Raw genomic sequence first — 21,818 nt, 5'->3', positions numbered from 1 at the left:
CCAATGACCATCAGCTCTACCACCCGCAAGGCGGGGCCGTTCTTCGGCAACGACGCAACGATCGACTTCCCGTTCACCTTCAAGGTGTTCAAGAAGCAAGACGTGCGCGTCACTCTGACGGATCCTACCGGGGCCGACCAAGTCCTGCTTCTGGATTCTTCCTATAGCGTCACCCTTAACACCGACCAGGATTCGAACCCTGGCGGGACGGTGCGCTATCCCGTTCTTGGATCGCCGCTTCCGGCGACGTGGCGCTTGACGGTTACCGGCGGTCTGCCGAATACCCAGCCGACCGACATTCAGAACAACGGCGGCTTTTACCCCCAGATCGTAGAGGACATGGGGGATCGCAGCACTATTCAGATCCAGCAACTGCAAGAGCAAGTTGATCGATCCCTGAAATTCTCCATCTCTGATTCAGGCGCCGGCGCGGTGCTGCCCCCAGCGGACCTGCGGGCCAACAAGATGTTGGGGTTCGACGCGGCGGGGATCCCTACCACGCTCATCCCGGCGTCAGGCTCTGCGGCTGAGGTAGCGCTCGCTCTCGCGTCCTTTATCAACTCGCTGGCCAACTCGACGGACACTGTGCAGGGCAGCGCGCTGGTGGGCGGCGTGTCCCGGATCGTCAGTACCATCGCCGAGCTGCGCAACCAGCGCGGCGACAAGAATCCGTATGTGACCGCCATAGGCTACTACGCCCGCGGTGACAAAAGCCCGGCCTTCTACTTCTATGATCCGACAGACGGGGTGAGCGCCGACAACGGGGGCACCGTGATCGTGACCCAGCTCGGCCATCGCTACAAGCTTAACCATCGTGGTTTTGTGTCGATCGATGACTTCGGCGCGCGCGGAAACGGCGTGGCCGATGATTCAGCGCGCATCCAAGCGGCGTTCGACTGGGCCAGCGTGTCGAAAGTCCCGTTGACTGCAAGTGCAAGGACATACGGCCTGGCCCTGTCGCAGCGCATCGCTATGGAAGGCTGGAACCAGACATATTGCTGTTTGGTGTTCAAGTCATATGTGAGAATACAGGGCGCAGGCAAGGGCAAGACGATCTTCAAGCTGCTGGACAACCAAAGCTCCGACGCCAGCCCGAAGTGGTTCAACATGATGTCGGCCAACACGGTGGTCGAGTACCCCTATATCGACGGCATTACCTTCGATATCAACGGTCAGAACAACAAGATCAACCCGGGTCGCGGAGCGGGGTTGTTCGACGGTTTCAACTGCGCAGCGTTGATGGTGTCGGGAAGCGTGGCTAGCGTGGGCGTAGATGCCGGCACGCGCTACCTCAATTTCACCAACAATCAGGTCATCAATTCACCGGGCGTCACATGCATAGCCACTGGCCAACGCAATGGCCCCGGCACAGTCATCAAAAACACCGGGTACATCGGCAACTGCGACTTCCTCAACAACGGCTTGGATAGCCAGGACCATTCCAGCATTTTCGCGTTCGGCGACGACATCACTATGCGCGATTGCTGGTTCAAGTTCCCGACACCGTCTACTGGCCGGTTCGGGCCGGTTGTCGCGGTCGAGATGCACGGCTCGAACATTCAGATGATCAACTGCCATGTTGAGAATTATTGTCAGATGGCGTGGTTGGTCCACGGACCCGATGGTATGCGCCGCAACCAGTCTGTTCTCAATTGCACAGGCAAGGTGACGCACAAGGGTATCGGGCTGTTCAGCAGTGCGACCTGGAATGGAGGGCTGTCGGACCTCTTCGTGCTGGGCAACCAGATCGAGATCACAGGCGACCTGATTGTCAATCCGCACCTGATCGGCACTAAGTACGCCTTCTACTTCGCGTCCGGCCACGGCGCGAATGTGTATCGTCTGACCGCGGCCGACAACCTCGGCTATTGCAGCGATACGACGGACAACGCCGGTATGGTTTGGGGAGCTGACACCGACACGATCATGCAAGAGGCGTTCGACATCAATAACCATTTCAGCGGCTTCAGCCGTGGGGTGATCGTAGGCGGTGGCGGTGGCGGTCGCCTGCTGGTGTACAAGCAAGTTGGGTTGTCGGTCCAGAACTGCCGCGCCACTCCAGTTGTCCCCACCGCGAACACGCGAGGACTACTTATCACCGGCATCAATTACACGCTCGATATCTCGAACCCGACCATCGGGTCCGGCGACATTCTGTCTGCGCCTCCCGTCGCAATTGAGATGTCTGGGTCGGCCACGAACCTGCACCTGGAAGGTGTCAGCGCGATGGATTGTCCCGTCGATGTCCTCGACGGAATAACCGTGAGCGGCTATCGCACGGGCACATTCGCACGGCGGTTCAATGCACTACCTGCCCAGTCCACCTGGAAAGCGGGTGACGTTGCCTATCTGGCGGTCCCCTCAGAGGCTGGCGTTGCTGGCAGCAAGGTCATGACCAACGGCTGGCGCCGGATTACCAACGGCGCGGGGAACGTTCTCAATACGGATTGGCTGGAAATGCGGACGCTGACCGGGAACTGATATGCGTCTGGGAATTGGTGTCCGCACGCCGGATCAACATCGGAGGCGACATGCCCCAAAGGATCATCAAGATGCAAACTGAAATCGGCGCCGAAGTCGCCAAGGCCGCGCCACCGGCAACTGTCGTCGTAGCGGGCGCCGCATCAGGCTGGGACTTGAATGCAGCCGTGCTCTGGGCGACGTTGATCTATATCGGATTGCAGGCTGCCTATCTGCTTTGGAAGTGGCGCCGGGACATGCGGCGTGAACGGGAAGAGGTGGAAGCGTGATCCCAGCCGCGCTGAAACGGAAGGTCCTCGCCGCGGCCGCCGGCGGGGCTGTGGCTATTGCTGGCGTGCTGGTTACGCACTTTGAGCCCGGCAAGGTCCGTGGCAAGCCGTACATCGATCCGGTGGGCGTGCTGACGGTCTGCGACGGTCATACCGGCTCAGACATCGATCCGAAGCGGATTTACACCGATGCCGAGTGTGACGCGTGGCGCGATGCGGACTTGGCCACGGCTGACCGCGCGGTGCGTCGGCTCATAACCGTGCCGCTCAACGAATGGCAGCGCGCCGCGCTCATCGACTTCACCTACAACCTGGGCGCGGGCAATTTGGAGCAGTCCACCATGCGGCGCAAGTTCAATGCCGGGGACTACGCCGGCGCCTGCGCGGAGCTTGACCGCTGGGTAAAGGGTAGGGTTGGCGGCAAGCTGATGACGCTGCCCGGCCTGGTTACGCGCAGGGAGGTGGACACGTGGGTCTGCCTTCAATCCTGATCGGCTGGAAGGGCTACGCCGCGGCGGCCCTCGTTGGCGCAACGGTACTGGCTGGCGCCGCTGGCGCCATCGCCTGGTACGGTGTCAGTCAGCGCGCCGCCGGGCGGGCCGAGTGCCAGGAAGCCCATCGCGTGGCCGGCCTGGAGGAATTCAAGGCCGAGGCCGAACGCCTGACCGGCCTGGCCGGCGACCTGCAAGCCCACATCGATCAGCTCGTCGCCACGCGGCCGCAGGTCATCGAGAGGTACACCCGTGAAATTGTCCAGCGCCCTTTGCCTGCTGACTGCGTGCGCGACCCTGGCAGGGTGCGCGCAACCAACGAAGCCATCGACGCGGCCAACGCTGCCCGTCAACCTAAGCGCGCCGTGCCCGCCAGTCCCGCACGTTGATTCGGTGTCCTGGGATGATCTGGCGCTGGCACATACCGCACTGGCGTTCCAGTATGCCGAGTGCGCCGCCCGGCACCAGGCCGTTGTGGACGCCTGGCGGGCGCCTAAGCAGTAGCCGGGACTGCTGCAGTTTGGGCGGCGACCTTCTTTTTGCTGCCCAGCTTCCGCAGGAAGTTCCGGGACGGCCGCTCAATCAAGTAGTAGGAGATTGTGGCCGTGCAGATGGCCAGCGAGATCTTGTCGGCCAGTCGCAGACCCACAATCTCGTTGGACATGACCACGTTCAGTAGGAAGTGCGTCAAGTACAGGGAATAGGAGATCTCGCCCAGGAACACGGAAACCCGGTTCCCGAAAAGGAGACGCCCCAAGCCCTTATCGCACAGCAGCCCGGCGATGATGAGCAGCGCGCCACAGGTCATGATCCACGATTGAAACGGCACCGTGCAGGCGTAGCCGAGGACAGCGATCCCAGCGATTACCATCGCATCCGATACGAGGGTAGGGAGCTTGTTGATGTCCTGGACGACGCGATAGAGAGCAACGCCCGCGATGAATACCGACGTGAACTGGACCAGGAAATTTCCGTGGGACAGGACAATGTTGCTCGTATCGACGCCGGCAGCCTGCAAGAGGCCGATATGCGGCATCTTCATCAGGACCCAGACCATAGCAGCCATGACTGCGGCGGCGAACACCTTGGGCAGCTTGAACAGGATCAGCGCTGCAAACGGGAACCAGATATAGGCGAACATTTCCACGCTGATCGTCCAGGACAGCGCGTTCCATGAAAACTGGTTCACGAAGCCCCAGGCCTGGATCAGGAGCAAATTCAAGCCGAAAGTGAAAGCCGTTTCATTGGGCGTGCGCAGTGGATACCCGGCCTCCATCAAGGCCAGGAAGGCCAGGAGCGTAACCAGATGCAGTGGATAGATCCGGGCCACTCGTTTGTAGAAGTAACTGCCGTAGGTGCCGAGATTGACCGACTTCCGGAACTCCGGATAGACGTGTGCCATCACGAATCCGCTCAGGACTAGGAACACGATTACGCCGGAAAAGCCGTACAGCAGGATCTGCATGAATAGGCCTTCGCCTTTCATGCCGCCTCCCCAGGTGTAGTGCATCAGAACAACCCAAAGCGCGGCGTACCCGCGGACTCCGGTTAGAGCCGGGATGTTTTGTATCATTTTTATTCTCTGTAAGAACGGAATTTGCGAAGGATTGTAGCCGGGTGAGCCAAAATGGTGCGTGTGGTTGTCCTATCTCTTCAGGGGAAAAACCGCTGTGGCGAAATAGGTGCGGTCCTTCGACAGCCTAATTTCATCATCCGCCCCGGGCTCCCTGAGCCAACTTGAGCAGCCGTCGTCCGGGAAGGATGGGGAAATAGGGAATCGCGGATCCCTGCGGCAATAAGGTCTTCTACCTTCATCAGACGTTTCGCCGTGAAAGTGGGTGCAGGTCCAGCAGCCGCCCGGGTTGCGTGAGGGATCTTTGAAGTAGGACATAACTGTACAAACATACAGTGTTTCCGGGGTTTGAGGTGCGACGCTGCTGGGGGAGTTTCGGGGGACTTCTGTAGGCAGTACGGTACAAAACAGTGCAAAATGGGTAATAAGTGCCTGCTGTAAGTTATTGATAAATAAAGAACTACAAAAATTTCATAGGGTCAACACCTAGGCAAAACACCCAAGCGGCGTATAATCTTGCTTTGCGCCCGGAGTTACCCATGCGTCTCGTACAAAAAGCGCTCACCTTCGACGATGTGTTGCTGGTGCCTGCGTATTCCGAGGTCCTGCCTCGCGACACTTCCCTGGCTACGCGCCTCACTCGCAACATCACCCTGAACATCCCGCTCGTGTCCGCCGCCATGGACACCGTGACCGAATCGCGCCTGGCCATCGCCATGGCGCAAGAGGGCGGCATCGGGATCATCCACAAGAATCTGTCGGCTGAAGCCCAGGCCCGCGAGGTCGCCCGCGTCAAGCGCCATGAATTCGGCATCGTGATCGATCCGGTCACGGTCACCCCGCAAATGAAGGTGCGCGACGCCATCGCGTTGCAGCGCCAGCATGGCATCTCGGGCCTGCCGGTGGTCGAAGGACGCAAGCTGGTCGGCATCGTCACCAACCGCGACCTGCGCTTCGAAGAAAACCTGGACCAGCCCCTGCGCAACATCATGACGCCGCAGGAACGCCTGGTCACCATGAAGGAAGGCGCCACGCTGGAAGAGGCGCAGTCCCTGATGCACAAGCACCGCCTGGAGCGCGTGCTGATCGTCAACGACGGCTTTGAACTGCGTGGCCTGGCCACCGTCAAGGACATCGTCAAGAACACCGAACACCCGATGGCCAGCAAGGACGCCCAGGGCCAGCTGCGCGTGGGCGCGGCTGTGGGCGTGGGCGCCGGCACCGAAGAACGCGTGGAAAAGCTGGTTGCGGCTGGCGTCGACGTCCTGATCGTCGACACCGCCCACGGCCATTCCAAGGGCGTGCTGGAAGGCGTGCGCTGGGTCAAGCAGAACTACCCCAAGGTTGAAGTCATCGGCGGCAACATCGCCACCGCCGCCGCCGCGCGCGCGCTGGTCGAGTACGGCGCCGACGGCGTCAAGGTCGGCATCGGCCCGGGCTCCATCTGCACCACCCGCATCGTCGCGGGCGTGGGCGTGCCGCAGATCCATGCCATCTCCGAAGTCGCCAAGGCGCTGGAAGGCACGGGCGTGCCCCTGATCGCCGACGGCGGTATCCGTTATTCGGGCGACGTTGCCAAGGCCCTGGCGGCCGGCGCTTTCGCCTGCATGATGGGCGGCATGTTCGCCGGCACCGAAGAAGCGCCGGGCGAAGTCGTGCTGTTCCAGGGCCGTTCGTACAAGTCCTACCGCGGCATGGGCAGCCTGGGCGCCATGACGGACGGCTCCGCCGACCGTTACTTCCAGGATCCGTCCAACAACGCCGACAAGCTGGTTCCCGAAGGCATCGAAGGCCGCGTCCCCTACAAGGGCAGCGTGCTGGCCATCATTTACCAACTGGTCGGCGGCATCCGCGCCTCGATGGGCTACTGCGGCTGCGCCACCATCGACGACATGCGCACCAAGACGGAATTCGTGGAGATTACCTCCGCGGGCGTGCGCGAGTCCCACGTGCACGACGTACAGATCACCAAGGAAGCGCCCAACTACCGCGCCGACTGATCCGTACAGTCAACTACAATGTCATGCATCGCGCACCGGCAGAACCGCAACATGAATCAGCGGTTCTGCCGGTGTGGTTTTATTTACTGCGGTTTTATTCTTTACCGGTAGAGTCTCCATGCACCAGCGCATCCTCATTCTCGACTACGGTTCGCAAGTCACCCAGCTGATCGCCCGCCGCGTCCGCGAAGCCGGCGTCTACTCCGAAGTGCACCCCGGCGACGTCGACGACGCCTTCGTGCGCGACCAGATGGCGCAAGGCCTGAAGGGCATCATCCTGTCCGGCAGCCACGCTTCCGCCTACGAAGAAGGCTCCATGCGCGTGCCGCATGCGGTGTTCGAACTGGGCGTGCCCGTGCTCGGCATCTGCTACGGCATGCAGTCCATGGCGCAGCAGTTGGGCGGCGTGGTCAGCTATTCCGACCACCGCGAATTCGGCTACGCCGAAGTCCGCGCCCACGGCCACACCAAGCTGCTGGAAGGCCTGGAAGACTTCGCCACCGCCGAAGGCCACGGCATGCTCAAGGTCTGGATGAGCCACGGCGACAAGGTCACCGAGCTGCCCCCGGGCTTCAAGCTGATGGCTTCCACGCCGTCCTGCCCCATCGCCGGCATGGCCGACGAAGATCGCAAGTTCTACGCCGTCCAGTTCCACCCCGAAGTCACGCACACCGTCCAGGGCAAGGCCATGCTGGCCCGCTTCGTCAACGAGATCTGCGGCTGCGAAGGCGACTGGAACATGCCCGACTACGTGGCCGAAGCCGTCGCCCGCATCCGCGAGCAGGTCGGCACGGACGAAGTCATCCTGGGCCTGTCCGGCGGCGTGGACTCCTCGGTCGCCGCAGCGCTGATCCACAAGGCTATCGGCGACCAGCTCACCTGCGTGTTCGTCGACCACGGCCTCTTGCGCCTGGACGAAGGCAAGCAGGTCATGCAGACCTTCGCTGAAAACATGGGCGTGAAGATCATCCACGTCGACGCCACTGCCCAATTCATGGGCAAGCTGGCCGGCGTGGCCGACCCCGAAGCCAAGCGCAAGATCATCGGCCGCGAATTCGTCGAAGTGTTCCAGGAACAGGCGGGCAAGCAGAAGAGCGCCAAGTGGCTGGCCCAGGGCACGATCTACCCCGACGTCATCGAATCCGCGGGCGCCAAGACCGGCAAGGCCACCTCCATCAAGTCGCACCACAACGTGGGCGGCCTGCCGGACACGCTGAACCTGCAACTGCTGGAGCCGCTGCGCGAACTGTTCAAGGACGAAGTCCGCGAACTCGGCGTGGCCCTGGGCCTGCCGCCGCAGATGGTCTACCGCCACCCGTTCCCCGGCCCCGGCCTGGGCGTGCGCATCCTGGGCGAAGTCAAGCATGAATACGCCGAACTGCTGCGCCGCGCCGACGCGATCTTCATCGAAGAGCTGCGCAACACCAAGGACGAGGCCAGCGGCCTGACCTGGTACGAGCTGACCTCACAAGCGTTTGCCGTGTTCCTGCCGGTGAAGTCGGTGGGGGTGATGGGTGATGGGCGTACCTACGAATACGTGGTGGCGCTGCGTGCGGTGCAGACCTTCGACTTCATGACCGCCGATTGGGCGCCGCTGCCGCATCCGCTGCTGGCGCGGGTGTCGTCGCGCATCATCAATGAGGTGCGTGGCATTAATCGCGTTGTTTACGACGTGTCGAGCAAGCCGCCTGCGACCATCGAGTGGGAGTGATCCCGCTGTTGTCGTGCGGTGAATGAAAGAGGCGCTTCGGCGCCTCTTTCTTTTTGAGTCGGGAGATGAAAGCGCTGCCGTCATCCCCTCAATCGCACCAAGAATGCTCCGAGCGCCGTGGCAGTGGACAGCACCGTCACCGCCATCCATCCGAACTGTGCATACAGCAAGGCTGCCAATGCCGACCCGACGGCCATTCCGATGAACATGCCGGTGAACAGCACCGCGTTGAGCCGGCTGCGGGCGTTCGCATCGATACCGTAGATGATGGTTTGGTGCGCGATCAGCGCTGCCTGTATGCCCAGGTCGAAGCCGATGGCGCTGGCGACCAGCAATCCCAGCTGCGCGCCGGGCGCCAGGAACGGGGTCAAACCCATAACGGCGAAGGACACGACGACCAGAGCTGCGCCCAGGCGGGTGACTAGCGCGGCGCCGTGGCGGTCGGCGATGCGTCCGGCGATGGGAGCGGCCATGGCTCCTGCCGCGCCGGCCAGTCCGAAGGCGCCGGCGGCGGCTGCGCCCAGGTTGAAGGGTTCGCCATGCAGCATGACGGCCAGGGTGGACCAGAAGGCGCTGAAGCCGATCGACAGCAGGCCTTGAGCCCAAGTGGCGCGACGTAGTGCGGCATGTTGCTGCCATAGCGCGGCCAGCGATCGCAGCAGCGCAAAGTAGGGCAGTCGCGTGCTGGCCTCGAAGCGCGGGAGTTGGCGGCTTGCGGCCAGGCCCACGAGTGCGATGCTGGCGGCGGCGGCCGCGAACATGGCGCGCCAACCCCAGTTCTCGGCAACGAAGCCGCTGACTACCCGGGACAGCAGGATGCCCAATAGCAGGCCTGTCATCACCGTGCCCACGATCTTGCCGCGGTGCGCGGCTGGCGCCAGCGTTGCGGCTGCCGGCACGATGTCCTGCGCCATTGTCGCGGACAGGCCGACGGCCAGGCTGGCGGCCAGCAGCGTCGCCAGCGTAGGTGACAGCGCCGCCAGCAGCAGCGCGGCAGACAGGATGGCGGCCTTGAGCAGGATGATCCTGCGCCGGTCGTGCCGGTCGCCCAGCGGCGCCAGAAAGAGGATGCCCAGGGCATACCCCAACTGGGTCAGTGTCGGCAGCAGTCCGACCGACTGGGAAGAGGCGCCGATGTCCGGAGCCAGCACGCCCAGCATGGGCTGGCTGTAGTACAGGGATGCGACCGACAGGCCGGCGCTGCCGGCCAGCATGAAGGTCAAGCGTAGTGGCAGCCCCGAGGAGACGGTCGGATCCTGATCCTTGGTGGCGGTAATTTGCGTGGAAGACATGTTGCTATGTTCCGGGGGCTTGGTGGGCGGCCGCCGCAGCGGCCTGTTGAAGGGCTTGCAGGAACGGCGCGAGGGGTTGCGCAGCGCTGACGAGTGAAGCGCCGATGCACAGGGATTTCACGGCGTAGCTCCTTGCGTTGAGGGGAAGGCCAGATTAGTCTTTGCATGGAATTCAATGAATTGGTCTTTATCGCAACGTAGGGTTGCGTTATTTGCAAAGATAACCATGGATAAACTGCAAGCCTTGCGCGTCTTCCTGGACGTGGCCGAGTCAGGAGGATTCTCCAAAACCGCGCGGCGCCTGGGGGTCGCCACGTCTTCCGTCACGCGGCTGATCGATACCTTGGAGGCGTCTCTCGGTACCGCGCTGCTGACCCGGTCGACGCGCCGGGTAACGTTGACCGACGCAGGAGTGACTTACCTGGAGCAGGTGTCCAGGGTTGTGTCGGATCTGGAGGAGGCCGACGGCAGCGTGTCGGACGTTGGCGCGGTCGCGGTCGGACCCTTGCGAGTTTCCTTGCCTGTGACCTTCGCGCGCTTGTGCCTGGGACCCTATATCTCGGGTTTCCTGCGCGAGAATCCGCGCGTGTCACTGGATCTGGTGCTATCCGATGCGTATGTGGACCTGGCGGCGGAACGGATCGATGTCGCCGTCCGCATTGGCACGCCGGACTTGCAGCCGCAATTGATCGTGCGCAAATTGGCCGAGCATCGGCGCTATGTGGTGGCCAGCCACGAATACCTGGAGCGGCACGGCACGCCCACTGCGCCGGAGGAATTGACACAGCACGACTGTCTGCGATTCGCCCACCAGGCCGGGCCGCAGCGCTGGTCGTTTCTTCGGGGCGATGACAAAGTGCAGCATGTGGAGGTGCAGGGGCGTCTGGCCGCCAACAACTCGGACATGCTGCGCGAAGCTGTGCTGGATGGACAGGGCATCGCGTTGCTGGCGGAATGGCTGATCCGGGAAGACGTGCGGGCCGGGCGGCTGCGCCGGTTCTTCGAGGACTACGAGGTCAATCCTCAAGAACAGAGTGTGTGCGTCCATGCGGCGTATCTACCGAATCGCAGGCACTCCAAGAAGGTCCAGGTATTCCTCGATTTTCTCCAGATGCGTCTTGCGACAAGCGCGGCCGGCTGACGTCAAGCCCTGTTGACCCCTGCAGCCTGGGCAATTGTGGGCCTTCTTTCTGGGATGTTATGAACGCAAACCACAGATCTCGCGCAATTGCGCGAGATCCGGCTCCACGCCCAGGCCCGCCGCGTTTCCGAGCTTGGCCTCTCCTTCGATGATGACGCCCAACGCCGGGCTGAGGGCCGCGCGCAGCGGGTTCTCGTTGGCATCGATTTCAAGCATGCCGCCGGCTCGTCCTCGCGCCGCCAGAATGTGCGCCGACGCAAGCTGGCCGACACCCGCGCCAAGGAAATGCGGGCAGTAGCGCAGTCCAGCCTCGTGAATCCTGTCGATGACGGGCAGGCAGCCGGATATGCCGCCCCATTTGGCCAGATCCGGCTGCACGACTTTAAGCGTCCTGCTGTTGATCATGGTCTCGAAGGCATCTGAACCGATGAGGTTCTCCCCGGCTGCCAGGGGGATGTCCGTTTGAGCAGCCAACTGCGCCCATTCCGACAGCGGGCGATCCGCGCGCAGCGGCTCCTCCAGCCAGCGCGGCGCGAACTCGCTGAAGTGGCTGGCCATGCGCTGCGCACCCGCCAGATCCCAGGCCTGATTGGCGTCCAGCATGAGCTCGTTGCCCGAAGGCAGCCGGGCGTGCACCGTTCTGACATTGGCGAGGTCCCGCTCTTCGCCAAAGCCCACCTTGAGCTTGAAAGCGCGATAGCCCTCCGCGTGTTTTGCGAGCACCGTATCTTCGGGGCGGTCAGGGTTGATGCCGCTTGCATAGACGCGGATCACGTCCGAGACGCCGCCCAGGAATTGCCATAGCGGCACGCCCGCCCGGCGCGACAGCATGTCCCACAAGGCCAGGTCGATGCCGGCGATCACCTGCGCGATGGGCCCGGGTTCGCCCGACTGGATGGCGAGCACCGCGGTGCGCGCGCTCATGTGGGCAAACACCGCTTGGGCCGCGGCGTAAGGCTGACCAACGACCAGCGGCGCGACAACGGTTTCAAGCAGACGGGCGCGGTGTTCCGCGCCGCAGCCGGGAAAGTTGCACCAGACCTCGCCCCAGCCCACTGCGCCATCCGTGTCCTCTACCCGCACGAGCAGGGCGGGGCGGTCATGCATGGTGCCGAACGAGGTTTGTACCGGACGCTTGACCGGCCATCGCAGGACGTAGGCCTCGATACGCGTCAGCGTGAATGGTTTGATGGACCAGGCTTGAGTCGTATTAGGGTTTGTCATGGCATGAAGATATTAAGTACTGGTCTATAGTATGTTTAGCACTTAAGGATTGCAACTCAGGTCTAACCCTCTATACACACCATGCGCCTTCCGTCCTTCATCTCGCGCCCGCTGCTCATCGCGGCGCCATGGCTATGCATCCTCTTGCTGTGGCTAGCGGTGCGCGCCAGCGGACTCGTCAGCCCCGCGCTTGTGCCTTCGCCGGCCGCGGTCGTCGAAAAGTTCATCGAGCTCTCCAAGGACCGCCTGTGGCTGGACATCTGGATGTCGGCCCGGCGCGTCTTCACGGGCGTCGCGCTGGGCATCCTGGTGGCAGTGCCTGTGGGTTTTTGCCTGGGCTGGTATCGCGGGCTGCGGGTCTTCATCGATCCCGTCATCAACTTCTTTCGCGCGCTCCCGCCGATCGCGTTGATTCCGCTAGTGATCGTCTATTTCGGCATCGGCGAATCGGCCAAGACCGTCATCCTGTTCTACGCCTCGTTCTTTGCGGGCGTCATCGTGATGTACGAAGGCATCGCCCAGATCAGCCCGATCTTCGTGCGCGTCGCCCGCACGTTGGGCGCCAACGACCTGGAGATCTTCGCCAAAGTCATCGTGCCGCTTACCGTACCGCACATCCTGACGGCCATCCGGGTGGCGCTGGGCGTGGCCTGGGCCACGCTGGTGGCGTCCGAACTCATTGCGGCCCAGCAGGGGCTCGGGGCGCTTATCCAGAATGCATCGTCGTTCTTCCAGCTGGACGTGATCTACGTGGGGATCATCTGCATCGGCCTCATCGCCATGCTGATGGACCTGGCGCTGAGGGCCGTGAGCCGGCGCCTGGTCGCGTGGCAAGACCGCATCGCCTGAGACCGTTCCGGACATACAAGACCATGACCATGAGCACTCAACTGCGCAGCGTGGACACCGCTACGCCTAAGCCTTCCCAGGAACCGGAAGTCAGAATCAGGTTCGATAACGTCACCGTGGACTTTCCCACGGCCACAGGCCCGATGAGGGTGGTGGATGGCGTGACCCTGGACATCCGGGATGGGGAGTTCGTCTCCATCATCGGCCCTTCAGGCTGCGGCAAGACGACCTTGATGAATATCGTCGGCGGTTTTGTGCAACCCACCGCCGGCTCCGTGACGCTGGACGGCCGGCCCGTCACGGCGCCCGGGCCCGACCGCGGCGTGATCTTCCAGGAATACGGCGTGTTTCCGTGGCTGACGGTGCGCGGCAACATCGAGTTCGGCATGAAGCTCGCGGCCAACAAGACGAGCCCGCGGGAGCGCGCCGAGATCTGTCAGCGCTACATGAAGCTGATGGGCCTGAGCGACTTCGCCGATCACTTTCCGAAGCATTTGTCCGGCGGCATGCGGCAGCGGCTGGCGATCGCGCGCGCCTACGCCGTCAAGCCCCAGTTCCTGTTGATGGACGAGCCCTTCGGCGCGCTGGATGCGCAGACCCGGACCGCCATGCAGGACCTGCTGCTCGAAGTGCTGCAGACCGAAGGCAAGACGGTGATGCTGATCACCCACTCGGTGGAGGAAGCCGTCTACCTGTCGTCAAAGATCGTCGTGGTCACCGCCCGGCCTTCAAAGGTCCGGAAGGTGATAGAGGTGCCTTTCGGCTACCCCCGTTCGGAGCGGGTCCACGAGGACCCTCGCTTCGTCGAGTTGAGCCGCGAGATCCGGGAGCTGGTCATGTTCGAGTACGAAGCCCAGGCCCGCCAATCCGTGCGCCCGACGGATTGAGCCAGCGTCAGCAGCCCCACCACAAGGAGACTCCATGAAACTCGACCGCAGAACCCTGCTCAAGGCCGGCATGGCCGCTTCCATCGCAGCAATCGCGGCGCCTGCCATCGGCCAGGCGCGCAAGAAACTGCGCGTAGGCTACTTGCATACGCCCGCCGTCGACGGCCACCTGTGGCTGGGCTTGCAGATGGGCAGCTACGCCAAGCATGGTTTGGAACTGGAGCCCATTGTCTTCACCACGGGGCTGGAGATCTTCCAGGCCATGATAGGCGGCAGCCTGGATGTGCTGGCCACCGGCGCGGTTGTGTCGAACTTTCCAGCGCGCGGGCAGGGCAAGGTTTTTCTTGTGAACGACATCGAGTACGGTACTGCCCAGCTTTGGGTCCGCGACGAGTCGATCAAGACCGTGGCCGATCTGAAGGGCAAGCAGATCTCCACGACCACGGGTACGACCGCCCATGTGTTCCTGGACCGGGCCTTGCGCGCCGCCAAGCTCGATCCGGGCAAGGACGTGCAGATCGTCAACCAGCGCATGGCCGATGCCGTTACCTCGTTCGTGTCCGGCGCGGTCAGCGCGGTTGCGCTCTGGGTTCCGTTTGACACGATCGTCCGGTCCAAGGTGTCCAATGCGCGCATGCTGATCGACGCTTCCGCGTTCTATCCGGAGGCGGCGATCATGGGCGGATGGGCGGCCAGGAACGATTTCTACGAGGCCCAGAAGCCGGCCATCCGCAGCCTCATCGCTGCGTGGGGCGAGGCCAATGACGCAATCGTGAAAACCCCGGACGCCGCGGTGGAGACGCTGCAGAAGACGCAATACAAGGACGTGCCGCTGGCCGAGTTCAAGGCGCAGTTCAAGCAGGCCAAGTATTTCTCCACGGCGGAATGGCGCACCAAGTACGAGGACGGCTCAGTGACACGCTGGCTGCAGCAGGTGACCGATTTCTTCGCGCAGGCCGGGAACATTCCGAATCCGGTTCCCGCTTCGCGCTACTTCGATCCCTCGGCCTATCTGGAGGCGATCAAGGCATGAGCATTCCGGCTGGCGCGGGCTTTGACTACATCGTCGTCGGCGGCGGCTCCGCCGGATGCGTGCTGGCCAACCGGCTCAGCCGCGATCCTGCGGTGCGCGTGCTGCTGCTGGAGGCGGGCGCGGCTGCGCACAATTTCTGGCTCAAGCTGCCGGTGGGCTACTTCAAGACCATTTACGATCCGCGGTTTGCTCGGCTGTTCCCGGTCGAAGCCCAGGCCGAAACCGGCAATCGCGCCATCCTGTGGCCGCGCGGCAAGGCGTTGGGCGGTTCAAGCGTGATCAACGGCTTGTTGTACATCCGTGGTCAGCATGAGGACTACGACGACTGGGCCGATCTGGGCGCAACGGGATGGGCCTATCGGGATGTGCTGCCGTACTTCAAGAAATCCGAGCTCTACGACGGGGGCGAGTCCGAGTATCACGGCGCTTCCGGCGAACTCCGTGTCTCCAACCTGCGCAATGAACATCCTTACACGGCTGCTTGGGTGGAAGCGGCAGTCGAGGCCGGCTGCCGGCGCAATGACGACTTCAACGGCGCCGAATCGGAGGGTGTGGGTCCCTACCAGCTGACGCTGGGCAGCCGTTGGCGTTGCGACGCCGCGACCGCGTTTCTTTATCCGGTCAGGTCGCGTCCGAACCTGGTGATCGAGACCGGCGCCCATGTCACGCGCATCCTGATCGAAGGCGGCCGGGCGCTGGGCGTGGAGTGGGTGCAAGAGGGCCATTTGAAGCGCGCGATGGCGGATGTCGAGGTGGCGCTTGCTGCGGGTGCGCTGCAATCGCCCCAGGTACTGCAGCTTTCGGGCGTGGGCGACGCAGCGCTGCTTGCCAGGCACGGCATCGCCGTCGCCGCTCATTCGCCGGAAGTCGGCCGCAACCTGCAAGATCATTACCAGGCGCGCGTGATCGTCAAGCTTAAACGGCGCATGTCGCTCAACGACGCGGTGCGCAATCCGTTCAGCCTCGCAGGCATGGGGGCGCAGTGGCTGTTCCAGGGCAGGGGACCGCTCACGGTGGGCGCGGGCCAGGTAGGCGGGCTGGCGGCGACCGAGCACGCGGTGGGCGGCCGTGCGGACATACTTTTCAATGTCATGCCGCTATCCGTGGACAAGCCAGGCGACGCGCTGCACCGGTTTTCCGGCTTTTCCGCGTCGGCGACGCAATGCAGGCCCGATTCGCGCGGCACCGTCGAGATCGTGGGCACGGATCCGTTCGCATCGCCGCGCATCGTCTCGAACTACCTGACCGAACCGCGCGATGCGAAGGTCTTGGTCGCGGGCTTGCGCATGTTGCGCGACATCTATGCCCAGCCGTCGTTCCGCGACCTGGTAACCGGAGTTGAGTACCTGCCGGGAAACGATGTCACGACAGCCGCCGCGCTGGAGCAATTCGCGCGCGACAAGGGCGGCACGGTGTTCCATCCTGCCGGCACCTGCCGCATGGGCGGCGACGCCGGGTCGGTGGTCGACGCGCGCTTGCGCGTGCGCGGGGTGGAACGCTTGCGCGTCGTCGACGCTTCGGTCATGCCCCGCATGGTGTCGACGAACACCAACGCCGCCGCGATCATGATCGGCGAGAAGGGCGCCGCGCTGATCCTGGAAGACGCGCGCGGCGCTGCCCGGCCGCAAGCGCGTGATATAGTCGCGGACACTTTGACGCCATGATTCTCGACACCGCCCAAGCCCCTCTCTACGTTCAACTTTCGGATCTGTTCCGGCAGCGGATCCTGAAGGGTGTGTGGAAGAACGGCGAAAAATTGCCCTCGCTCGACGCGCTGGCCGAGGAGTTCCACGTGGCCAAGGTCACGGTGCGCCAGGCAATCGAAAGGCTTACCCGCGACGGACTGCTTTCACCGCAGCGGGGGCGCGGCACCTTCGTGACGGGAGCGCCCCAGGACAACCGTTGGTTCCGTGTCGAGACCACGCTCGAGAACCTGTCCAGCGTCTATCGGGATACGCACCCGACCATACTCAATATCGACGAGTCCACGCGCACGCCGTTGCTGAACGAGTCGGACGGCGTCGCCGCGGAAAAGTACGTGTTCATGCGGCGCATCCATGCCCGCAACGGGCAGCCGTATTGCGTCATCAACATCTACCTGGACGCCGCCATCTTTGCCAAGCACCCTGCGCGCTTTCGCAAAGAGACCGTCATTCCCATTCTGATGGGGATGTCCTCGGTGGATATTGTCTCTGCCCGTCAGGTGCTGACCATCTCGACCGCTGACGTCGAGGTGGCGCGGCATTTGGGCATCAACGTGAACGCGCCCGTGGCGGAAGTCCGGCGCGTATTCACCGGGCCGGACCGCCGCGTCATCTACCTGGGCGAAGTGACGTATCGCGGCGATTTCGTGCGCATGGAAATCGACCTGAAGCCGTGATGGCTGAAAGGCTGCCCGCTGTATCCGCGCAGGCAAGCAGGCCCTTCACGTGTCCCCGGGTTATCGGCTGCCGGCCAGTCCTTCAATAGCGGCGCGGGCGTGGGCAATGAACGCCGCGGTTTCGGCATCGTGCCGTTGCGCCAGGTCGTCTTCTTCTTGTCCCAGATAGATCGCGCGCGCCTTGGCGAGGACGGGGCGGTAGGGCGCTTCCAACCTCTCGAGCAGCCATGCCGCCGCCTGGTCCTTGGATGCGATGCCCCCGGAGACGGCCGTGTACCAGATGCGCGCCAGCGCGAGGATGATGTGCTTTTCATCGCCGGCCCAGTCCTCGGGCGTGTTCCACTGCGCGACAGTGTCCAGTAGCGCCCGCCTCAGGTCTTCGCGGGGGACGGCCTGGAGCAACTGATCGGCCTGCGGCCCCAAGATGGGAATGCTGTGTCCACGGACCTTGGTGAGCAGTATGGCCAGATCGTGGTCCATCATGGGCGGTTCCACGACTCCCGCCATCAGATCGGTCCGCAGCCATTCGCCGAACTGGAGTTCGCGTCTGGCCGGGTGGCGCCAAGGCACGACGTGTTCCAGCGCCAGCACGGTGACTTCGAGCGCGCGCAAATCGGGTGATGAGCCGGGCGGCGCGGAGATCGCCAATAGCGCCGCGGCCAGCGCGCGCAGCACGGCTTCGTCCGGCGGCTGGGTCACGGTAACGAGCAGGTCGATATCGCTATGGGGCTGCAGCCCGCCGTCCACGGCGGAGCCGAACAGATGGATGGCGACGAGGCCAGCGCCCAGATGCCGTTCGATGAGGCTGCTGGCCGCTGCGACCTGGGTGGCGATTGAGGGGGGAACGAGATGAGCCATGCGTCGATAGTAGCGAAGTTTGCTCGCAGCCGGCAGGGCGGCGGCGCGCAGGCCATGATCGCCGCGCCGGCACTGGTACTATGCCGGCGCAAGGCCCAAGTCCGCTGATCCCAACAAGCCCACGACAGGCACCGAGATGAACCGTTTATTGTTCCGAGCAGGCGTCCTGGCCGCAGGCGTCCTGATGGCAACGGCCAGCCAGGCGCAACCGCCTGCGGCCGCGCCCAATATTGGAGGCTGGCGCCAGGTGTCGGATAGCCAGTTCAACCGGCAATTCCATTTCTCGATGCTGCCCGGCGTGGCGGCCATCGGCAGCAACTGGGCGGTGTACGACTCCCGCGCGGGGAAGGTGGTGTGCTGCCTGGTGGTGGAAGGGCCGGAAGTGTCGGAAGAGCAACTGGGCAGCGTCTACGACATTCCGGGCCCCTGGATCACCGATCTGACCAATGGCTGGAACCTGGACGCGGCGCCTTACCGGCCGCGGGTGCAATTGCTGCGCGTGGATGGCGAGTTGCGCGACTACGAGTTCGCCGATGCTGGCGACGGCGTGGGCGGTCTGCTGGTCCCCGACCATGCCGACGCCGTCGCCGCCCGCTCGCTGGAAATCGATGGACAGCGCTACGCGGTGGAGCGCAAGGATTCGACGCTGGCTGATGACGATGGCGGCCTGTACACGTACAGCCTGCGTCCGGCCAAGGGCGGCGCGCCGCTGAAGATCGAGGTTCCCATCGGAACCTATTGAGCCCGGGAGGCGACGACCACCGCATGAGCCAGACCCTGCAAATCGAGGATGCCCCGCTCACCGAGGATGACATCCTGCTGCTGCGCAGATGCTCCCGCGGCAGACTGTTGATGGCCGTGTTCGGCGTCTTCGTGGTGCTGCTGCTGGCGCTTTCCGTGTTGACCTTTGTCGTGCTTGGTCTGTCCGAGTGGCGCGCGCTGGACGTCGGCGTGGGCGCGGTGCTGCTGGCGGGCATTGCGGTGATGGGAGCGCTGGCGGTGTTTTTCGGACGCAAGCTGCTGCGCATGCCGCCAGGCTGGCGCAGCCTCGACCGGGCGCTGAAGGGGCGGCTGGCCAAGCAGATCGTTTCAGGCCGGCTGACGTCATTTGGTCCGGCTTCCTCGACGCCGGGCGTGTGCTACGGATTCGGCGAGCAGCGCGTGGACGCCGCCCTGCCGTTCTGGAACGAGATCGCCAGCGACACTCGTAGCGGACACGGGCCCGCGACGGCCGTGGGTCTGACAAATCTGCCCGTGCGCCTGCACCTGCTGACCTTGCAGCCAGACTCGCCTCCCGTGCTGTTGCGGGTGGAGTACCCCATGAGCGCGGAATCCCTGGTCGCTGTCGAGGAAATCAGCGATGCCGACCGTGCGGCCGTGCGCAGGGAAGAGTTGGACGCGCGCAAGTTCATGCTGATCTTTGCCCTTGTGCCGCTGGTGGGGGGGCTGTTTCTGCCGCCGCTGCTGTTCGTCGCAGCGATCTTTGCAATCCTGGGAATGCTGTTTGGCATGCGCAGCCGCAAACTGCAGCGGGGGCTGTACAAACATGGCGTGCGGGGCGTGGTCGAAGAGGCCGTGGTCTATCGATTGCGCAGCCCCAACTCCTCGATCGTCTCGCTGGTCCACAACTACCGCATCGGCGGCGTGATGTATCGGGTCGAATACCTGGGCGACGTGGTTGAACCGGGCAGGCGCGTCGAGTTCGAGTTCCTGGATGGCGGCCTGAAGGGGCAGACTGCGCTGTTCTTCCGCGTGGACGGCGAGCCTGCGTAGGCGTCAATGAATCGGCGGAACCGCCATCAGTGGATCCCGCCAAGCAAAAGGAGAGTTGCATGTCCGTACCCATAGACGTGTCCGGCGATCCCGCGGGCTCGGTGAGCGAGGCAGGGCATTATCAGGTGAGCCTGACCGCGGCGGGCAGCCACGTCTTTGCACGCGAAGCAGGGCGCGGCAATCTGATCATCGGCCCGGCCAGCATGGGCAAGAAGGCTGATCTGCACGTGGCTGGCGACGAGGCCATCAACTGGGCTGCATTTGAACCGTTCTCCACGCCTGCCGGCTCGCCGTGGCCGCGGCATATCGATTATTACGGCAACGACAGCGGTTTTTTCGGCTGGTCGCAGGGCCGCGAAATCGAGCAGTTCAGCTGGGCGCCGGCATACTCAGGCAGGCGCGCCATCGACGCGGGCGCGGCAAGAATCCAGACGCTGCGCATCCGGCTGGACCAGGTGTCGGGGCATCTTGAAGCCAGGTTGCCTCAGGTCCGTGACCTGGAGTTGTTTGGCGACCTGACGCACATTGCCGTGGCGGGCGAACTGCCCGATATGTTGTCGCTGCGGCCGGCGCTGGGGCGCCGGACTGGCGTGGCGCCTTACGCCTTGCCCGATCTCGGCCCGCTGCGGGGCGTGCGCGCGCTGGCGCTGCATGGCGCGCCGCTGGGGCAGCCCATTTCGCTGCAGGGAATCGATCGCTTTCCGGAGTTGGAGAGCCTGTCGCTCTGGGGCGGCTTCAGCGGTTGGGAGGCGCTTGCCCGCCTGCCGCGCCTGACAAGTCTGGAGATCCGATTCACGCCCGATCTGGATGGCTTGCCGGAACTGGCCAGTTGGCCCGCGCTGGACAGGTTCATCGCCTACAACGTCGACGAAGCCGCGGGCAAGCGCTTGAAGGCGCAGATGAAGGCAAGGGAGAAGGTCCGCGCATGGGGCGGTTACAACTCCGTCTCCCAGCTGCGCAAGCGGGAGTGGTGGCAAAGCGAATACGGCCGGCCTTTCTCGGGCTGGAACAGCCGCATGGCGAAGTCGGCGAATACGGCCTACGACACGGCCCGGTCGGCGCTGGAAAGCGCAAGCAATACCGTTGAGGTCCAAGCCGCAATCTCTGTCTTTACCCGCCACTTCAACGGCATGAAAGGGATCGAGACCAGCGAGCGCGAAGACATAGGCGAGGCGGTGTGGCAGTTCAGCCAGCTTGCCCAGGTCGAACGGCTGGGAGTAAGCGAAGCGCAGACGCAGCGCTGGTTCGACGAGGCCAGGGATTACTGAGGCGTTGCTTACCCGTGGTCAAGGCCGCAGGCGATACCTTCTATGGCGGCTACGCGGGCTACTTCATGGATCCGGACGGGCATTTGTGGGAAGTGGTCTACAACCCTCGGATGCTGCCTTAGGAATAGACGCGTAGCGCTCTGTTACGGTGACAAAGGGGCGCTTCCTTTAAGCTCCGCGAGTCTCAATTCTGATGGAGCTGGCGCATGTTCAAGCCCTTGATTTCCGTGGCGTCGATGGTTGCATTGTTGGGAATGGGCGGCATGGCCCGGGCCCAGGATCTGGTCCTGCCTTCCATTCCCGAAGCGACGGATGCGATCGTCGACATGCTGGCGGACACGGGCATGCCCCGGCCGTCCAAGGTCAAGCTCGGAACCTGCATCCCGGCGGTGGAGGCCACGTATCCGGGCCAGGTCGCCTGCACGGTCGCGGTGACCCTGGGGGCCGCGGTCAGCGAGAACCAGATGGATTTCTACAAGCAGGACGGCAAGTGGAAAGCGCAGCCCAGCGTTTCCCAGGATAAGCTGCCGTTTCCTGATCCCAAGCTGGATTGAGAACGACCTCCGGCCTGGCGACGGCCACAGGCAC

At 63.5% G+C, this 21,818-nt stretch carries 21 protein-coding genes and 1 pseudogene; 18 read left to right on the top strand and 4 right to left on the bottom strand.

The annotated features are described in order from the left end of the window. The first annotated feature begins 3 nt into the window (after window positions 1–3). Genes HV793_RS16680 through lysC form a run of 5 tightly spaced genes read left to right on the top strand, consistent with a single transcriptional unit; the run spans window position 4 to window position 3,745 of the window. Window positions 4–2,481, top strand: a complete 2,478-nt coding sequence (locus HV793_RS16680; RefSeq protein ID WP_175213565.1) for a putative phage tail protein — start codon at window positions 4–6, stop codon at window positions 2,479–2,481. A gap of 50 nt (window positions 2,482–2,531) precedes the next feature. Further along, entirely contained in the window at window positions 2,532–2,750 is a 219-nt protein-coding gene (locus tag HV793_RS16675) for a hypothetical protein (protein ID WP_244958655.1), read from the top strand. Beyond that, a complete protein-coding gene (locus HV793_RS16670; RefSeq protein ID WP_280528341.1) occupies window positions 2,747–3,241 on the top strand; it encodes a lysozyme in 495 nt (164 codons plus the stop codon). Before HV793_RS16675 ends, HV793_RS16670 begins: the two co-directional genes overlap by 4 nt. Next, the gene (locus tag HV793_RS16665; RefSeq protein ID WP_175213564.1) at window positions 3,220–3,630 is read left to right on the top strand and encodes a hypothetical protein; all 411 of its coding nucleotides are present in this window, start codon (window positions 3,220–3,222) and stop codon (window positions 3,628–3,630) included. Before HV793_RS16670 ends, HV793_RS16665 begins: the two co-directional genes overlap by 22 nt. Further along, on the top strand, window positions 3,521–3,745 hold the full coding sequence (lysC, locus tag HV793_RS31295) for an Rz1-like lysis system protein LysC (RefSeq protein ID WP_425321807.1): 225 nt from the start codon (window positions 3,521–3,523) through the stop codon (window positions 3,743–3,745). Before HV793_RS16665 ends, lysC begins: the two co-directional genes overlap by 110 nt. Here the strand turns inward: lysC and HV793_RS16660 are convergent. Further along, window positions 3,735–4,814 (bottom strand): acyltransferase family protein, encoded by a 1,080-nt coding sequence (locus tag HV793_RS16660; protein WP_175213563.1) that lies wholly within the window; start codon window positions 4,812–4,814, stop codon window positions 3,735–3,737. The genes lysC and HV793_RS16660 overlap by 11 nt on opposite strands. A gap of 539 nt (window positions 4,815–5,353) precedes the next feature. On the opposite strand from HV793_RS16660, the gene guaB reads away from it, so the two are divergent. Both guaB and guaA read left to right on the top strand, forming a co-directional pair. Next, complete coding sequence (gene guaB / locus HV793_RS16655; RefSeq protein WP_054456333.1) at window positions 5,354–6,814, top strand: IMP dehydrogenase; 1,461 nt, start codon at window positions 5,354–5,356, stop codon at window positions 6,812–6,814. 118 nt (window positions 6,815–6,932) lie between these two features. After that, entirely contained in the window at window positions 6,933–8,525 is a 1,593-nt protein-coding gene (gene guaA / locus HV793_RS16650; protein WP_054456334.1) for a glutamine-hydrolyzing GMP synthase, read from the top strand. A gap of 80 nt (window positions 8,526–8,605) precedes the next feature. On the opposite strand, the gene HV793_RS16645 is transcribed toward guaA, so the two are convergent. After that, window positions 8,606–9,817 (bottom strand): MFS transporter, encoded by a 1,212-nt coding sequence (locus HV793_RS16645; RefSeq protein WP_175213562.1) that lies wholly within the window; start codon window positions 9,815–9,817, stop codon window positions 8,606–8,608. Window positions 9,818–10,043: 226 nt separating this feature from the next. Between HV793_RS16645 and HV793_RS16640 the strand changes: the two genes are divergently transcribed. Further along, window positions 10,044–10,958 carry a LysR family transcriptional regulator gene (locus tag HV793_RS16640; RefSeq protein WP_088159349.1) on the top strand — a complete coding sequence of 305 codons (915 nt, stop codon included), beginning with the start codon at window positions 10,044–10,046 and terminating at the stop codon, window positions 10,956–10,958. Window positions 10,959–11,015: 57 nt separating this feature from the next. Here HV793_RS16640 and HV793_RS16635 read toward each other — a convergent pair whose 3' ends face one another. Continuing rightward, complete coding sequence (locus HV793_RS16635; RefSeq protein ID WP_175213561.1) at window positions 11,016–12,182, bottom strand: mandelate racemase/muconate lactonizing enzyme family protein; 1,167 nt, start codon at window positions 12,180–12,182, stop codon at window positions 11,016–11,018. 81 nt (window positions 12,183–12,263) lie between these two features. Between HV793_RS16635 and HV793_RS16630 the strand changes: the two genes are divergently transcribed. Genes HV793_RS16630 through HV793_RS16610 form a run of 5 tightly spaced genes read left to right on the top strand, consistent with a single transcriptional unit; the run spans window position 12,264 to window position 17,331 of the window. Continuing rightward, entirely contained in the window at window positions 12,264–13,031 is a 768-nt protein-coding gene (locus HV793_RS16630) for an ABC transporter permease (RefSeq protein WP_175213560.1), read from the top strand. 29 nt (window positions 13,032–13,060) lie between these two features. Next, window positions 13,061–13,918 (top strand): ABC transporter ATP-binding protein, encoded by an 858-nt coding sequence (locus HV793_RS16625; protein WP_125472951.1) that lies wholly within the window; start codon window positions 13,061–13,063, stop codon window positions 13,916–13,918. A 34-nt stretch (window positions 13,919–13,952) separates the two neighbouring features. Further along, a complete protein-coding gene (locus HV793_RS16620; RefSeq protein WP_054456339.1) occupies window positions 13,953–14,951 on the top strand; it encodes an ABC transporter substrate-binding protein in 999 nt (332 codons plus the stop codon). Further along, window positions 14,948–16,615, top strand: a complete 1,668-nt coding sequence (locus HV793_RS16615) for a GMC family oxidoreductase (protein ID WP_175213559.1) — start codon at window positions 14,948–14,950, stop codon at window positions 16,613–16,615. Before HV793_RS16620 ends, HV793_RS16615 begins: the two co-directional genes overlap by 4 nt. Beyond that, a complete protein-coding gene (locus HV793_RS16610) occupies window positions 16,612–17,331 on the top strand; it encodes a GntR family transcriptional regulator (RefSeq protein WP_054456341.1) in 720 nt (239 codons plus the stop codon). The genes HV793_RS16615 and HV793_RS16610 overlap by 4 nt, the downstream gene beginning before the upstream one ends. A 60-nt stretch (window positions 17,332–17,391) precedes the next feature. On the opposite strand, the gene HV793_RS16605 is transcribed toward HV793_RS16610, so the two are convergent. After that, complete coding sequence (locus HV793_RS16605) at window positions 17,392–18,189, bottom strand: aminoglycoside adenylyltransferase family protein (protein WP_119451359.1); 798 nt, start codon at window positions 18,187–18,189, stop codon at window positions 17,392–17,394. Between the two features lie 136 nt (window positions 18,190–18,325). Between HV793_RS16605 and HV793_RS16600 the strand changes: the two genes are divergently transcribed. The 5 genes and pseudogenes from HV793_RS16600 to HV793_RS16580 all read left to right on the top strand — a co-directional run bounded on the left by HV793_RS16600 (window position 18,326) and on the right by HV793_RS16580 (window position 21,784). After that, the gene (locus HV793_RS16600) at window positions 18,326–18,931 is read left to right on the top strand and encodes a hypothetical protein (protein WP_119451360.1); all 606 of its coding nucleotides are present in this window, start codon (window positions 18,326–18,328) and stop codon (window positions 18,929–18,931) included. A 23-nt stretch (window positions 18,932–18,954) separates the two neighbouring features. Continuing rightward, a complete protein-coding gene (locus HV793_RS16595; protein ID WP_119451361.1) occupies window positions 18,955–19,962 on the top strand; it encodes a hypothetical protein in 1,008 nt (335 codons plus the stop codon). A 59-nt stretch (window positions 19,963–20,021) separates the two neighbouring features. After that, window positions 20,022–21,230: a hypothetical protein gene (locus tag HV793_RS16590; RefSeq protein WP_175213558.1), complete on the top strand. Its 1,209-nt coding sequence runs from the start codon at window positions 20,022–20,024 to the stop codon at window positions 21,228–21,230. A 17-nt stretch (window positions 21,231–21,247) separates the two neighbouring features. Then, a pseudogene (locus HV793_RS16585) lies at window positions 21,248–21,352 on the top strand (VOC family protein); the annotation flags it as partial. An 84-nt stretch (window positions 21,353–21,436) separates the two neighbouring features. After that, window positions 21,437–21,784: a hypothetical protein gene (locus HV793_RS16580; protein WP_054456346.1), complete on the top strand. Its 348-nt coding sequence runs from the start codon at window positions 21,437–21,439 to the stop codon at window positions 21,782–21,784. Window positions 21,785–21,818 lie beyond the last annotated feature (34 nt).

The organism is Achromobacter aegrifaciens, from assembly GCF_902859965.1.
GTDB classification, from domain to species: domain Bacteria; phylum Pseudomonadota; class Gammaproteobacteria; order Burkholderiales; family Burkholderiaceae_B; genus Achromobacter; species Achromobacter aegrifaciens.
This window is presented reverse-complemented; position numbering and strand designations above follow the sequence as displayed.

Bases quoted from the DNA above. Each gene is read 5' to 3' on its own strand.
- HV793_RS16680 (WP_175213565.1), top strand. From the start codon at position 4: ATGACCATCAGCTCTACCACCCGCAAGGCGGGGCCGTTCTTCGGCAAC.
- HV793_RS16675 (WP_244958655.1), top strand. From the start codon at position 2,532: ATGCCCCAAAGGATCATCAAGATGCAAACTGAAATCGGCGCCGAAGTC.
- HV793_RS16660 (WP_175213563.1), bottom strand. From the start codon at position 4,814: ATGATACAAAACATCCCGGCTCTAACCGGAGTCCGCGGGTACGCCGCG.
- guaB (WP_054456333.1), top strand. From the start codon at position 5,354: ATGCGTCTCGTACAAAAAGCGCTCACCTTCGACGATGTGTTGCTGGTG.
- guaA (WP_054456334.1), top strand. From the start codon at position 6,933: ATGCACCAGCGCATCCTCATTCTCGACTACGGTTCGCAAGTCACCCAG.
- HV793_RS16645 (WP_175213562.1), bottom strand. From the start codon at position 9,817: ATGTCTTCCACGCAAATTACCGCCACCAAGGATCAGGATCCGACCGTC.
- HV793_RS16640 (WP_088159349.1), top strand. From the start codon at position 10,044: ATGGATAAACTGCAAGCCTTGCGCGTCTTCCTGGACGTGGCCGAGTCA.
- HV793_RS16635 (WP_175213561.1), bottom strand. From the start codon at position 12,182: ATGACAAACCCTAATACGACTCAAGCCTGGTCCATCAAACCATTCACG.
- HV793_RS16630 (WP_175213560.1), top strand. From the start codon at position 12,264: ATGCGCCTTCCGTCCTTCATCTCGCGCCCGCTGCTCATCGCGGCGCCA.
- HV793_RS16625 (WP_125472951.1), top strand. From the start codon at position 13,061: ATGAGCACTCAACTGCGCAGCGTGGACACCGCTACGCCTAAGCCTTCC.
- HV793_RS16620 (WP_054456339.1), top strand. From the start codon at position 13,953: ATGAAACTCGACCGCAGAACCCTGCTCAAGGCCGGCATGGCCGCTTCC.
- HV793_RS16615 (WP_175213559.1), top strand. From the start codon at position 14,948: ATGAGCATTCCGGCTGGCGCGGGCTTTGACTACATCGTCGTCGGCGGC.
- HV793_RS16610 (WP_054456341.1), top strand. From the start codon at position 16,612: ATGATTCTCGACACCGCCCAAGCCCCTCTCTACGTTCAACTTTCGGAT.
- HV793_RS16605 (WP_119451359.1), bottom strand. From the start codon at position 18,189: ATGGCTCATCTCGTTCCCCCCTCAATCGCCACCCAGGTCGCAGCGGCC.
- HV793_RS16600 (WP_119451360.1), top strand. From the start codon at position 18,326: ATGAACCGTTTATTGTTCCGAGCAGGCGTCCTGGCCGCAGGCGTCCTG.
- HV793_RS16595 (WP_119451361.1), top strand. From the start codon at position 18,955: ATGAGCCAGACCCTGCAAATCGAGGATGCCCCGCTCACCGAGGATGAC.
- HV793_RS16590 (WP_175213558.1), top strand. From the start codon at position 20,022: ATGTCCGTACCCATAGACGTGTCCGGCGATCCCGCGGGCTCGGTGAGC.
- HV793_RS16580 (WP_054456346.1), top strand. From the start codon at position 21,437: ATGTTCAAGCCCTTGATTTCCGTGGCGTCGATGGTTGCATTGTTGGGA.